The sequence below is a fragment of the Vibrio sp. MMH1-50 genome (genome assembly GCF_022347645.1).
Classification (GTDB): domain Bacteria; phylum Pseudomonadota; class Gammaproteobacteria; order Enterobacterales; family Vibrionaceae; genus Vibrio; species Vibrio harveyi.
In genome coordinates this window covers 1-14432 of record NZ_JAKRGG010000048.1, presented here as the reverse complement: position 1 = coordinate 14432, position 14432 = coordinate 1, and the positions used below count along the sequence as shown (strand labels likewise).

Here is a 14432-nt window from a genome sequence, read left to right as displayed (position 1 = left end):
GTACTCGGCTCAGTTTTGTTTCAGTCGGACTGAGTTGTTTTTAGACTGAATTTTCTCTCTGAATAGAGATCTATGGATAGTTAAGGGGCAAGGAATGTTTTCGTTTCTGGTCAAGCGCCTGTTTCAGGCACTGATAGTGATGTTTGTGATCAGTTTGGTGGCGTTTGCCATTCAGGATAACCTGGGTGACCCGCTACGTGAGCTTGTAGGTCAGTCGGTTTCAGAAGCGGAGCGTCAAGCGCTGCGTGACGAACTGGGCCTGAACGATCCCTTTATCACAAAGTACACTCGCTTTGTGAGCAATGCGCTACAAGGTGATTTAGGTACGTCTTACTTCTTCAAGCGACCTGCAGTTGAGGTCATCCTCGATAAGCTGGTGGCTACATTAGAGCTCGTGTTTGGTGCGACGCTCATTATCATTGTTTTCTCTATACCGCTTGGGGTGTATTCAGCGATACATCCGAAGAGTATTTTTACAAAATTCGTTATGGCGATGAGTAGTGTCGGCATCTCGATTCCGGTGTTCTTAACCGCAATCATGTTGATGTACGTCTTCTCCATAGAACTCGGTTGGCTACCTTCCTTTGGACGGGGTGAAACGTCCAATATACTCGGATGGGAGTCTGGCTTCTTTACCATCGATGGTATTAAGCACCTGATCCTGCCGTGTATTGCACTCGCATCTATCATGCTGCCGTTGTTCATCCGTTTGGTGCGTTCAGAAATGCTGGAAGTACTGAGCTCTGAGTACATTAAGTTCGCCAAAGCGAAAGGCTTGAACTTACAAAAGATTTATTACCAACATGCACTTAAAAACACCATGCTACCTGTACTGACGGTCGGTGGTGTGCAAATTGGTACCATGGTGGCATACACCATTCTGACAGAAACCGTGTTCCAATGGCCGGGCACTGGCTTTCTTTTCCTAGAGGCAATCAACCGTGTAGATACACCGTTGATCACTGCCTACGTTATCTTTGTTGGTCTGATCTTCGTGGTAACTAATACCATCGTTGACTTGCTGTACGGCATCATCAACCCAACTGTGAACCTAACTGGAAAAGGAGCTTAATCATGAGCCAATCAAATGTAACACCAGCTCCTGCTGCCGCACCGTCAGCCTGGCAACGTTTCAAAGAGTCGGACTTCTTGTATTACTTCAAGCGCGACAAAGTTGCGATGGCAAGTTTTACCGTCTTCATGATGTTTTTAGTCTTGGCTGTAGCAGCACCGATTCTAGCTCCAACTGACCCATACGATTTGACGTCTATCGACATCATGGACTCAGAGCTACCTCCATCTTGGATGGAAGATGGCGATGAGCGTTTCGTATTGGGCACTGATGAGCAAGGTCGTGATATTTTGTCGACCATTCTTTACGGCTCTCGTTTATCTTTGACGATCGGCTTCCTCGCGGTTGGTCTTCAGCTTATGCTGGGTATCATCATTGGTTTGTCAGCAGGTTACTTTGGTGGTCGTATTGATAGTTTCTTGATGCGTTTTGCTGACGTTCAGCTGTCGTTCTCGACCATGATGGTTGCGATCATCGTGTCAGCTATCTTTAAAGCCAGCTTTGGCAGTGATTTTTACAGCCAATACGCGGTAGTCATGCTTGTCGTGATTATTGGTGTGGCGGAGTGGCCGCAATATGCACGTACCATTCGTGCTTCAGTACTGGCTGAGAAGAAGAAAGAATACGTAGAAGCGGCACGAGTGATGGGCTTTAAAGCCCCGCGAATCATGTTCCGTCACATTCTTCCGAACTGCCTATCACCAATCTTGGTTATCTCGACGGTACAGGTAGCAAACGCAATCATGTCAGAAGCGGCATTGTCATTCCTTGGTCTAGGTTTGCCAGTAGACCAGCCATCATTGGGTGCACTAATCAGTATTGGTTTTAACTACATCTTCTCTGGTGCGTGGTGGATTACCGCCTTCCCAGGAATCGTGCTAGTGACATTGGTACTGGTGATTAACCTACTGGGTGACTGGTTACGTGACGTGTTCAACCCGAAAATCTACAAGGGTTAATGACGCGATAAAATCGACGTATTATTTGCCTATTTAATAAATTTCTTTCTAAACTGAGAGCCGGATGCAATTCCGGCTCTTTTTTTGCTTATCACTTTTTATGCATGTTTTATTGACGCTCTGTCGCGATAATTTCATCACCTACTGTTTAGAGTGAAGCTATGGAAATGAAAAAGGCACTACATTCCTCCCGTATCGTCCAATCTGGCTTGAGCCTTGGGCTGCTGGTGGCGTGCGCTCAATTTTCGACTCCGGTTTTGGCGAGTGAATTTCTTTGCCAAGCCTCTCAGGCCAGTAATAAAGAATTGCCTGTGCTTGAGCAATCTTGTCCGATCGGTAAAGGGCTATGGGGAAAGAAAGTGCCGCAAGGAGGCAATGATTTCTTCTGGATCCAGTGTGGTCTATTGCCAAAACCGATGTCTTTAGCCAAAGCAAAGCCGATTTACGGCAAAATCACCACCGATGTTTGGATGAAGCCAGAACAAAAAGGCTATCGTTGCCTCATTGGTCCTTATACGGAATTTGCTAAAGCATCTCAGGACTTGCAACGAGTCAAAACCTTGTCGACCTATAAAGAAGCATTTATTCGTGTGGTTGGTAAAGGTGGCACAGTCCCTGCGAAACAGACTAAGCCAATGACCAAGCCGGAGGCAAAACCTGTAACACCTGTCGTACCAGCTGCTACTCGTGCTAATACGGATGCATTTAAGACAAAAGATGCGCCTGCGAAAGTTGCGCCAAAGCCAAAGTCGCTAGAACCAGTTGCCGTTGAGCCAGCTAAAATGACCAAGCCAGCTCAACCAACTATCAAGAATGACAACGTTGAAGTGCGTTTGAAAACGGTACTGAAGGGCAAGACATTTGTGGTGCCTTATTTAATCGAGAACAACAACCAGTTCTACATGGAACATGGAAAACCATGGAATCGTCTTAGCTACTCAAGCTCAATGAAAGTTTGCCAACAGCTAGGAATGCACTTAGCAACTGCGTCAGAGTTTAAAACATTGCGCGATTCTGGCGTGATGGAGAAGAACAAGTGGCCTTTGCAGTTACCTTACTGGGGTAAAGATAAAAAGGGCTTGTTTGCTGACCGAGAGCCAAATCAGCTAACGGGCACCTCGTTGCTTAACGTGATTTGCGTGAAGTAAAAAATGGATTAAAAAAAGCCCCGCAAGAGCGGGGCTTCGTGTTTATGAGCTTCTAGTTATCACTTTTCAAAACTAAAGATAATGCGTTCTGCTTCATCAGTACGCTCTGGAGTGGCTTCGATAGTGTAAAGCCCCGCAGGAATTGCTGCTGAATGATCGAAAGGCATGAAATCGATGTAACAAGAGCCTTCAGCATCTCTATATTGTGGTTGGCTGCTGAAGTAGTTGTCAGCACTGTAGTTGTCACCGTGAACTTGGATACGACCGTAGTCGAGATAGATATCTTTTAGGATTTCACAAGTTTTTGCATTACGACCATAGATTGAAGCTGAAGTGTATGGACTGCCTTGGTAATCAAATTGTTGAACGATGCCAGAAACTTTCAGTTCAGTTACTACAATATCATTTGCGCCTTCTTCAGATGGCATCGCAATGAATGTTTCACGGTCTACCCAATTCGCATCTTCTTGAGATTCGCTAACGTCATTGTTAAGCGCTTCTTCTACATATTGAGCATTTGTGTGGTAAGAATACAGTTCTGTTGACTTCTCATCGCCTTCTTCATCTGTGAATGACACAAGGAAATGCTCGTCGTCATCAAAAGAGTGTTGTTTGATGACATCCAATGTCATTTTCATACCATCTTCTTGGGAGATAATTTTGCCATCAACGATTGTGTATGGGACACCTTCTGTAAACTCTGACATGTCTGTGTCACAAGTTGATAGATTGTCGCTATCTCGATCGTTCCAGTACATCGTTTTCGTGTTCACATCTAGGTAGATTGAGTCACACCATCCTTTAGCGAAGTTAGTACCATTGTGACCAATTTCTACGAAATGTAGGAACTTACCTTCTAACGGATGTCCTGCAGGAGGAGGTGTTACGTCATCTGCTGGTTGAACGTTTGGCAGTGTGATCGTTACGTATTCAGAAATTACGGCATCGTCAGCATCTGGGTTTACACCTGCCGCAATCACGAATGAACCGTTTTTCGTTGCACTAGTTGGTGTGCCAGAAACAGTCAGTGTGCCGTTGTTATCAACATTGACTTTTAGACCCGGAACGGTTGTTGCGTACTCATCTTCTTCTGTACCAGCGTAGTATTCGATTGCACCTGACGTGTGCTGAGCTTCAAAGACTTCAGTAATATTGAAATCTGCATCAACAGCTTCACCAACTTTTAGTGTTGTTAGCTGTACTGTGATTTCTTGTTGAAGTTCTGCAAGATCACCGCGATCAATTTCAATCGATGCTTCAGGTTGTTTTTCAATGTCATCTAGCTCGAAGACTTTGTAAGTCGTATTGATACCGTCAAATGCAGAGATCGTGATTGTTTGACCTTCAGGGTAAATGCGAGATGGCTTACCTGTGATTTTCAGCTCAGTCTGACCTTGTGTTTCTACAAGTTCAAGTACTAAGCCATCAACAGATGTGTATGCTTTAAATGCAAGCTTTTCGTCGTCAGAGAACAAGTTGTCAATACGGAATTGTTCATTCTGAACTTCAACACCTTGGTATAGCTCAATACTGTCAATCCACTCTTCGATTGTATCAGCGGCTTCTGTGTTGATTGTTGGCGCTGGATTTTCAACGTTTACTTGTAGGTCGAAAGCGGTTGTTACAGCACCAAAGGACTTATCTTGTTCTTGTGAGTTGTAGTCAGTTGCCGTTAGCTTGATTTGGTAAGCAGGACGAACTGGAGTTAGCTCACCTGAAATCGTTAACTTGCCACCATTGATAGCCGTAGTTGTTAGATTTTTGACCACAGAACCATCAAGTGTGATGACGCTTACTGTGATGTCGATGTTTTTGTTATCGTCATCTTCAAAAAGGGCAAGATCGCCAGCAGCAAGAGGCAGTTCTAAATTGATTGAGTGGCTATCAAGAGGCTTCAGTTCTGTATTGATAGCTTTTACAACGCTCTCATTTGCAAATAACTTGCTGTTGATAACGGGTTCGCTAACTACGCCATTGTTGACTTCAATAACTGGTTTGAAGTTTGGATCATCTAGTTTGTCTGCGTTGTTTTTATCATTAACGACGTCAGTTGCTTTATCGGCAATTGCAATAGCGGTTTCTGCAGAGTAGCTGTCTTTTGCTTGTGCTTTAGACTCGGTTAGAATCTGAGCCGTTTTATGTAAAGCGGTATTGTTAGCGGCGATTACATCAGTAAATGCAGTATCACCCTCGATACCTAATGTCTCATTTACTTTGTTTTTCGCTGCTTGGATTTTTTCTGGTGTTGGGTTAGCACCAGCTTGGATTGCAACAAGGTCAGTCAGCGGAGAGATAACTTTCTCACCCGGAAGTGTACGGAATACAACCTCATGAGCCATAGCTTGGGTTGGGTTGTCCATATCAACCGTGTATGTGCCAGCAAAAAGTTGTGGATCGCGAGCAATCAGTTCAGCTTGAACAGTACCACCCGGAATAATGGTTTGAATCGCAAGGTTCTTTTCAGCAGAGTATTGTTTGTCTGTTAGCGTCACCTGACCCTCATCATTGGTTAGACCAATAATTGGGTCGTTGCTATCTAGCTTTCCATTGTTGTTTACATCTTCAAAAACGACTGCTTCTTTGAAGTAGCCATCAAAGCCTGTAATCACTACACCAGAGTTGTTGTTGCTTGAACCACTATCTGAACCACCACAACCGGTTAGCGCGATAGCCACTGACGCTGCTAGTAAACTCACCTTATTCATTGTTTATTTGTCCTTGTTTCGTTTCCGAATGAGAAAGTCGCTTTTTATTGTTTTATTTTCTAATCTCACTAGTGAGATTAGAAAAGCTGCGCATTTTTAATCGGATTTGGAAGCGGCTTCAAGACACGGAAAACCAAAGAAAAACCGTAAAAATTTTTGGAATATTTTTTCTTGGAATTTCTATCAATAAAAATATCAATTAACTTTAAATTTAGGTCTTTATAAACAATGACTTGTGTTGTTTTGGTTTATTTATAGGCTGCTGTATTTTTTGGGTAGTGGTAAATCATGTTTATTTTTAGCTCTTCTACTTTGCTCGCGTACTGAGGAAATGGGCGTAGGATGTAGCTATAAACCTCCCCCTGAATAAACTCATCATTAGCATGATAATCATTGTTGAAGTAGACATAAGCGTATGCGGATGGCTTAGGTGCAGTCGCGCAATCGGTATTATTGGAGTAAGAAATTACCTCGCTAAACATCCCTTCACCTGCAAGGATTGAAGTGTCCCAAAACTGACAGAATTCATGAGCAAATAAGTCGCTATTAGACGTGACTATGTTGAGATCTGAGTCGAAACCGTCGTAATACTCACCACCTTGAGCATGCCTTCGGTCAAAAATATAGTTACCCGCGAGCGCATGGCGATAACCACCGGCAGTCGGAATGAGCAGATCAAATAGGGCGGACTGATACAGCTCTTTTCCAGTATTGACGTTCAAACGCTCTTCCATTGAGCGCTTGTTTTTTTGCATGGTGTAGCTTTCGAAACGATTGTTATCAAAGACGGTAATAAAGTAGTTCTCAGTGTCTTTGTGAACTCGTGACGGGTAGGTTTTCTTCGTAGTCCAGATCTGACGGCTACCTTTGATGTGGATGATCAATGAGTCATCACTGATCTGGTATTCCCCGACTTTATTCAGCTTATGCTCGTCTGGGCAGCGAGTTTTGTTGTTTGAAGCAGCATAAAAAACTTCATCATCAATGAATTTAAATGCTTCACAGTACACTACTTCGTAAGGGTACTTGCGTCCACCGAGCAACGTTGTGGTTTCAAGGCGATATACCACACCATCAATGAGCGGATGTTCTGTATCGTTCTGCTCTGCAGTGACTGCTGGCAGCTCGAAGCGTGTCGTGACCCAAGCGTGATCTTCTGTCCCGTGATGGTCATCACGTGCAGAGACTGCCAAATATGTGGTTTGGTTGAAGTCTTTTGGCGCGCCTTGCAGCATGATTTGCCCTTGGTTGAGAACGCTCAGTCCGTTGGCGTTTTCTAGCCAAATTCGCGTGGTGAGTAAGTCTCCTTCTGGATCTTCGAACAGCTGTTCCAACCCTAATGAGTAGTTGATAGGGTTGTTTTGTGTCAGTTCCCAACTATAGATAATGGTTTGTAATTGCTGCTCAACCGCTAGGTTTATTATCGGCTTGCCGTTCTCTGTTGCATCGTCGTGTGCAGATTCACTGATGTAGGTTATCGTTAGGTTTTGGGAGTAATTGGCCTCCAATGATCCCAAGGCATCTTCAACCTGATCAGGACGGTCTGACAACGTGGATTCAAGCGCTTTTTCAAACGCCAGTTCATTGCTTCTTTCCAATGCAGATGCGGTGAGTGCCTGTTTTACTTCGATAAGGGAAGTGCGTTCTCCGTGAGGCGTATTTCTCTTTTCCTCGTTATTATTCGCTGGTTGTATGTTGGCAGCCGCAGCTGTGGTTTGCTCGTCTGTTAGCCAGTAAAGCGCCATCAAGCAGGTACTCAATGCACCTGCAATCCAGTATTTCTTCTTCATGATTTTACGCGTGTGCCATTCTTGATTGCAGCCAACTGCGGGAGAACTTAAGGTCTTTTTCAATCAAACTGGCGCTGCATTCGAGCAGTTCACAGATCTCTTGGTTTTTCATGCCCATCAGATATTTGAGCTTTAACGCGTTGGATTGGCGCGGGTAGCGCACACTAAAGTTATCGAGTGCTTTATCCATGATGATGAGTTGCTCGAAGCGATCTTCTTCTTCTTTCATTAGCGTGATGTGTTGGCGTTTTTGCGCTTGATGCGAGCGAGCGTTGTCGATCAGGATTTGGCGCATTACTTTGGCTGCCATTAAGAAGAAATCGCGCTTGGTTTCAATCTCACTCATGTCGCAATTAGACATCTTTAAATACGCGTCATGGATCAGAGCGGTGGTGCTGTTTACGCTGTCCGACAGTACCTTATTGTCGGTTCCGTATTTCTCTGCGTTGCGCTCGCGTTCTTGTTGAGCAATTTTACGCAGTTGTAGGTAAGCGAATTGGTACAACTCACTTTCCGCCTGTTTATCGCCTGCTTGCCACTGTTGGATAATTTGCGTCAGAGTAGATTTAGAAGTCATGGCTATACATCCTCACTTACTTTTACAAACTCAGAGATGGAATAGGTTTCAACGCGATCAGAACCATCGCGATTACGGCTAATGTCTTGTTGGTAACGATACAAAATGCCTTGCTCCCAGCTTTTACCTGCAGGTAGGTATTCCCACGTGGTGTAGTTGATTTCTGCTGGGGTTGGTGACCAACGCACCATTACGTTCATTTGCGCGAGTTCAGCACTTGGCTGGTCATTGTTGACCCACCACATATCCAAATACTCGTTGGTGACATCTTGGGTGTATAGGCTGGTATCTGTCGGGCAGGTAACGGCATCAACTGGCAGGCGCAATACTTGGTTATGACGCATCAGTAGACACGACTGCTTCATTGAGTCTTGTAGGTATTGAGTTTGTTGCCATACACCTTGGTAGGCAATTTCGCTATCGACAGAGTCAGGATAGGTAAACCACAACATCTCAGTACGGTTGTGGTGCTTAACGTGCTCGTTTGGTCCCAACCCCTGTACTTTTTCCATTAATAGCTGGGTGCTCGGATCGAAGTTGAGTGCAACCGATCGATATTTCCAATCGCCTTCATCGTCATAATCTTCTAACGAGAAGCCATTGAGGTCGCTACGGGTACAGCCTGAATCGGCGCAGCCGACCAAGCTTTCCCATTCAGAGAACTTTTCAATCGGTTCGACAATTTCTTCGGTTACGCTCTGGTTAAGTGCTAGGAAACAGCCTTGGAAGTAGTCGCCAACACTTGGATGCTGAATCAGGCTCTCTTTAGTGATGGTGAAGTTAATCTCGCCAATTGGTGGGCGGTAACGCGGGTGGTGTTGATAGCGAATATCGAATGCACAGGCGCGACCCTGCCAATCCTTTTTCTTGATGATGATGTTCTTAAATCGCACGTCACGAGGCTCAAAAATGATCTCATTTGAGGCGAAGTTCTTTTCGATGTAGCGTTGGCTTTCATTTAGATGTTCAACTGCTTCTTGCACCGAAACCCAATCCAAATTGAGTTGGTGTTTGGCGTCATCTAGGAAATTGAGGTCGAGACGCTTGAGCTGTGCTTGGAAGGTTGGATCGGATAATACCTTGTTGATTAGCACGATTTCTTGACGGTTTTCCGGAGTGCTGTCGAGAGAGAGCAACAAGCGGGTCATGTTGATACTGCGACTTGGCTTGGTGGTTGCCATGGTCGGAGTAAGCACTTCTTGGCTCGACATCGTGGTGAGCAAGTAGCCGTTATCGTCATTGCCTAGGAAGAAGCTGATGACATCACCAGGGCGATATTGAAATGCGCCTTTATCGGTGTGGCCAGATAGGTTGGAACTGGTTTTGTAATACAGACCAGTCACCGGTGAATCGATGAAGAAACCTTGCTTTATGGTAGGCGCTGTCGCTTCTGCCGACGGAGTCGTAGAAGTTGAGTTCGCCCATGCTGGTGCTATCGCTAAAGCCGATAGCCAGATCGCAACGGAACGTGTGTACATCTTAAATTTTAAGCCTTTTTCGTGTTTAGCCTTACTGTTGAGTGCGGTCCTTTGGTGCACAATTTGGCTGACAACTTATTGATTTTGTAAGGTGCTTCTCTGGCACCGGCGTCATCATCGCCAACAACATTTTTTGTTTTATGTGTTTGGGGATATCTGGGTTAGACAGAATCCGCCTACGTGTCAGCTCCATCATGGCACTGACGGACATATGCTCGACGTTTTGCCCCTTGGCATGAAAGACAAGGCGCGTCACTTCGTACATGATGTCTTCTGCAATCTTCTTCTCTTGTTGCAGTTGTATGTTCTTTTGAATCAGAGTGTTACCAAACAGCAAACCAGATAACACTAAGATTGCGGACAACAGCGACGGCAGCGGTCGGCGTTGTACTAAACGAAGTGTACTGTACAGTGGCCAGTGCTTCTTTTGCTCTATTGGGCGTCGTTCTAAAATACATTCAATATCTTGGCGCAGTGTCCGAACATTGAGGTAGCGCTGCTTTGCTTTCGCTCGCGTTGCGCGTCTCACCACCCAATAAATATCTGACCATATTGGCTGATCAGGAAACATCAGCGCCAGAATCTTACCCAGTGAATACACATCACTTTGCTCAGTCAAAAACGCTCCGGCTTGCTGTTCTGGGCTGGCGTATTTTTCACTGAAGGCAATTAATGCCGGAGACGAATCATCACTGTTTGATTGCACCTTTTGTGTCAGGTTGAAATCGAGCAGTTTTGGTCGTTTATTGCGATCAATTAGGATGTTTTCTGGTTTGAGATCCGCATGCAGGACTTGATGCTGGTGGGCGTGTTCCATTGCCTGACAAATCTGCTTAAACAGCAACAACTTGTCATCGTCTTCCATTGGTGTGAGCAACAAATACGAGTCTAAGGTCTGACCAAAAACGCGTTCCATCACGATGTAAACCGAATCACCGTGCAAGCCGCCATCAAACACTTTGGCAATGTAAGGGTGGTTCAAACGAGCCAGAAGCTGAGCTTCATCAAACAGCGCGCGTTTGCCTAATACATTACTGAGATTGGTTTGGATGAACTTGATCGCAAGGTCTTGCTCGAACGTCTCGTCAGCGCGCAGTGCCGCATATACGACCCCCATACCTCCACGCCCTAACTCGTGGGTGAGTCGGTACTTGCTAACCTCTTCGCCCGTTAGGTCGACCTCTTGTTTGGTTGCCAAATTCGCGCCGAAGCCGAGCAACTGTGTCAGTTGTTCTTCTTCGTTTTCGCTAGCTAAAAGAGGAGCGATTTGGAGGTAAAGCTCAGGTTGACTCTGCTGCAATTCGTTGAGGTATTGCTGCTTTTGAGAGTCGTCCAGATCAAGCAGGTGATAGTAAATCTGGGTTTCGCTAGAGCCTAACTGCACTGTACTTCGTATCTTATTGTTTTAGGTACGCTATTTTATAAGAAACTCAATATTAATGTCATTTATTTATTCAGCTTTGAATCACAATGTTGGAATTGCAATTTGATGGTTATTTGAGCGGTAAGGTTATGATTTTATTAATGATGTAGCAGATGGATTTTGCCGAGCTTGTCGACAAGGAGTCTATTCGTCATAATGTTACTAGTAACATTACTGATAAATTAGATATTTATGGCTCAGCAGAATAAGAAAGCACGAACGACATTGCAGGATGTCGCAGACAAAGTTGGCGTAACAAAAATGACCGTCTCGCGTTACATGCGCAATCCAGACTCAGTGGCAGAAAAAACGCGAGTGAAAATTGCCGCTGTAATTGAAGAGATAGGCTACATCGAAAACCGTGCTCCGGCGATGCTGTCGAAGTCTTCCAGTAAAGCGATTGGTATTTTACTGCCTTCACTGTCCAACCAAATTTTTGCGTCTTTTGTTCAGGGCATTGAAACGGTCACTAAAGCTAATGGCTATGAAACACTGCTTGCGCACTTTAGTTATGACGAGCTGGAAGAAGAACGCAAAATCGCGTCGCTGCTCTCTTATCAAGTTGATGGCTTAATCCTAACTGAAAGCCATCACACTCAACGCACTTTGCAGATGATCAAAAACGCTGGCGTTCCTGTGGTAGAGACCATGGAACTGCCAGAGCAGCCGATTGATATGGCGGTTGGTATGGATCACGAAGACGCTTCTTACAGCGTCGTAAAGCGCATGTTGGAGTCGGGCAAGCGTACTATTGTTTACTTCGGTGCTCGCTTGGATACGCGTACTAAATTGCGTATGCAAGGCTACGATCGCGCGATGACGGAAGCAGGGTTGGAGCCAAAACATGTGCTAACAGGTGATCACTCAAGCTTTTCGCTAGCGCATGATTTACTGGAGCGTGCACTGACAACCTACCCAGAACTTGATGGCGTATTTTGTACCAACGACGACATCGCAATTGGTACCTTGTTGAGTGCTCAGCAGCGCGGCATCAAAGTGCCAGATCAACTTGCGGTGGTGGGCTACAACGCATTGGACATCGGGCAAATTATTAGCCCGAAACTGACCAGTGTGGATACACCGCGTTTCGAGATTGGTGAGAAAAGTGCCGAGTTACTGATTGCGCGGCTAAAGGGTGAAGAGCAAGCCGAGACGGTCGTGAATATGGGCTATCAAATTACGGCGGGCGAGAGCGTCTAGCTCAGTCACGTTTATTTTTCATCATTCGTTTCTGATAAGGACACGGGCATGCCACACCAACTTGATGCGTTAGATCTTAATTTAATGCGCTTACTTAAAGCCGTGGTAGAAAATCGCAGCATCAAGTTGGCGGCGATGCAGCTTGGCATTTCGCAACCCAGCGCCAGTCGTGGGGTGATGAAACTCAAAGACGTGTTTGATGATCCGCTGTTTGTGCGTAAAGCGCATGGGGTAGAGCCATCTCCAATGGCGATTCGCTTAGCGGCGGAGTTCGATAACATGCTGTCGCCGCTAGAAAAAGTAGTGCAGGAGTTTTCGGACTTTGACCCACTCGAATACCAAGGTCAGATTGCGATTGTGACTGACCCTTACTTGATGGACGAACAAGGCCAGCGTTTATTGCGCGGCTGCCATCAAGCTTTTCCTCAAGCCTCGTTTGCTTTCTCAAGCTGGAACATTTATTCCCAAGACGAGATGCTAGAGGGCGAACACGATTACTGCATTCTCGACCAAGAAACCGAGTTGTCGAAAGACATCTACATGCGCCCATTGTTTGTTGAAAAGCGTGTGATTTTGGCGCGTAAAGACCACCCGACGTTGTCGCAAATCAGCAATGATTGGGATACGGTGTCGGAATTGCCACTGGTCTCTTTGCCTGCACCAGCATCCTACAACCCGCTGTGTACGGTGGAGTCGGAATATCGCCGCATGGGTTACGAACCCGTTGTATTGCTCAAGTCCTACAACTTGCGCGTCGCTTGCCAAATGTTGCTTGAGACCGATGCCATCATGTATGCCAGCCAAAGCACTGCACATTTGATGCACGAGCTTGCCTCTTATCCAATGCCGATGGTAAACCGAGAGTTTAGCCAATTTGTTGTTTCTGGGGGTTATTTACAGACCTACCGCAACCACCCATTGCACCGCCATTTGCACCAAGTGGTGCAGCAAACCCTCAATACGCCATTAACGTGATCGGATAGGCAAACCGTCCTTTAAGATATTCAAAAATGAATATCTCAATTACCTGTCTGTTTTACTGAAGAAGGGCTAATCTGACTACAAATAGTCAGGAGAAGCGGCTCTTTTTATCTTATCAATTCTTTGAATGTCTGATTCTTAAAGGACATTCACCATTCTCCGTTATGCAGTTTTTTAATTTCTGGGGAGGATGAATCATGCTCATTGCACGTCTATTTTTATTGCTCGCCATCGTTGCCGAAGTTGCCGGTACCAGTACGATGTCGTTTATTGGTGAAAGTAATGCGTGGGAAGGCTATCTGGTGATGTACGTTCTGATCGCCATTTCCTATTACTTCTTGTCGAAAGCGGCAAAGAAAATCTCTATCGGTGTCGCGTACGCAACATGGGAAGGTTTGGGTATCGCCTTGATTACCCTGGTTTCTATCGTTTTGTTTGACGCCAACTTAAGCACGCAGCAGTTGCTTGGTTTGGCGCTGGCAGTCGTCGGTATCGTGTGTGTGACGCTCGGCGAATCACACGATCAGCCTCAACAAAAAGATGAGTTGCCAAGCTCATCGAATGCGAGGTGTTAATCATGAGCCAATTTTTTACTGTTTCATTTGGATTTGTTGTCATGGCGGCGTTGGTCGACATCATGGCGAACATGGCACTGACTCGCTCTAAAGGCTTTAAGCACAGAGGGTGGGGCATCACTGCGATTGTCTTGGTGATGGCAGCGTTTACTTTGCTTGCTCAAGCGGTAAAAGAGATCGACCTTGCGATCGCCTATGCCTCTTGGGGCGCGATAGGTATTTTAGGTACCGCGATTGGTGGCGCTTTGCTGTTCAAACAAAAGCTTAAGCCGATTGGCTGGTTTGGTATCTTCGTGGTGATTGCCGCGGTTGTGGTGATGAAGACAGCTTGATGTTCTTTGCCTGAGTCCTAGATATCGTCATTCTGAACAGCGAGGGACGAGCGTGATTCAGAATCTACCAACAAAAAGTGCTGTGGCAGAGGCGTTTCCTCTCGCTTCACAGCACTTTGATAGTAGATTCCTGATCTCGCCTAGGCTCGTCGGAATGACGGATTCATTTATTTAAAAAGAAAAGTGACCAAC

General features: G+C 45.5%; 12 protein-coding genes. 7 read left to right on the top strand and 5 right to left on the bottom strand.

The window, feature by feature from the left end; translation table 11 throughout:
- The first annotated feature begins 94 nt into the window (after positions 1–94).
- From MHO32_RS23075 to MHO32_RS23065, 3 genes are all read left to right on the top strand, one after another.
- A complete protein-coding gene (locus MHO32_RS23075; protein WP_005446342.1) occupies positions 95–1072 on the top strand; it encodes an ABC transporter permease in 978 nt (325 codons plus the stop codon).
- A gap of 2 nt (positions 1073–1074) precedes the next feature.
- Positions 1075–2031 carry an ABC transporter permease gene (locus tag MHO32_RS23070; RefSeq protein ID WP_005446340.1) on the top strand — a complete coding sequence of 319 codons (957 nt, stop codon included), beginning with the start codon at positions 1075–1077 and terminating at the stop codon, positions 2029–2031.
- 161 nt (positions 2032–2192) lie between these two features.
- Positions 2193–3179 carry an SPOR domain-containing protein gene (locus MHO32_RS23065; RefSeq protein WP_239214335.1) on the top strand — a complete coding sequence of 329 codons (987 nt, stop codon included), beginning with the start codon at positions 2193–2195 and terminating at the stop codon, positions 3177–3179.
- A 59-nt stretch (positions 3180–3238) separates the two neighbouring features.
- On the opposite strand, the gene MHO32_RS23060 is transcribed toward MHO32_RS23065, so the two are convergent.
- The 5 genes from MHO32_RS23060 to MHO32_RS23040 all read right to left on the bottom strand — a co-directional run bounded on the left by MHO32_RS23060 (position 3239) and on the right by MHO32_RS23040 (position 11113).
- Positions 3239–5884, bottom strand: coding sequence for a hypothetical protein (locus MHO32_RS23060; RefSeq protein WP_017189910.1), 2646 nt, complete (start codon positions 5882–5884; stop codon positions 3239–3241).
- A 248-nt stretch (positions 5885–6132) separates the two neighbouring features.
- On the bottom strand, positions 6133–7674 hold the full coding sequence (locus MHO32_RS23055; RefSeq protein ID WP_239214333.1) for a hypothetical protein: 1542 nt from the start codon (positions 7672–7674) through the stop codon (positions 6133–6135).
- 4 nt (positions 7675–7678) lie between these two features.
- Positions 7679–8251, bottom strand: a complete 573-nt coding sequence (locus tag MHO32_RS23050) for a sigma-70 family RNA polymerase sigma factor (RefSeq protein WP_005446332.1) — start codon at positions 8249–8251, stop codon at positions 7679–7681.
- 2 nt (positions 8252–8253) lie between these two features.
- Positions 8254–9729, bottom strand: coding sequence for a chromosome partitioning protein ParA (locus MHO32_RS23045; RefSeq protein ID WP_239214331.1), 1476 nt, complete (start codon positions 9727–9729; stop codon positions 8254–8256).
- 31 nt (positions 9730–9760) lie between these two features.
- Positions 9761–11113: a serine/threonine-protein kinase gene (locus MHO32_RS23040; RefSeq protein ID WP_017189912.1), complete on the bottom strand. Its 1353-nt coding sequence runs from the start codon at positions 11111–11113 to the stop codon at positions 9761–9763.
- A 231-nt stretch (positions 11114–11344) separates the two neighbouring features.
- Here MHO32_RS23040 and MHO32_RS23035 point away from each other — a divergent pair, with 231 nt between their 5' ends.
- From MHO32_RS23035 to MHO32_RS23020, 4 genes are all read left to right on the top strand, one after another.
- Positions 11345–12352 (top strand): LacI family DNA-binding transcriptional regulator, encoded by a 1008-nt coding sequence (locus MHO32_RS23035; RefSeq protein ID WP_239214329.1) that lies wholly within the window; start codon positions 11345–11347, stop codon positions 12350–12352.
- Between the two features lie 48 nt (positions 12353–12400).
- Positions 12401–13327 (top strand): LysR family transcriptional regulator, encoded by a 927-nt coding sequence (locus MHO32_RS23030; protein ID WP_009699062.1) that lies wholly within the window; start codon positions 12401–12403, stop codon positions 13325–13327.
- Positions 13328–13530: 203 nt separating this feature from the next.
- Positions 13531–13908: an SMR family transporter gene (locus MHO32_RS23025; RefSeq protein WP_239214326.1), complete on the top strand. Its 378-nt coding sequence runs from the start codon at positions 13531–13533 to the stop codon at positions 13906–13908.
- 2 nt (positions 13909–13910) lie between these two features.
- Complete coding sequence (locus tag MHO32_RS23020) at positions 13911–14240, top strand: SMR family transporter (RefSeq protein WP_005434604.1); 330 nt, start codon at positions 13911–13913, stop codon at positions 14238–14240.
- Positions 14241–14432 lie beyond the last annotated feature (192 nt).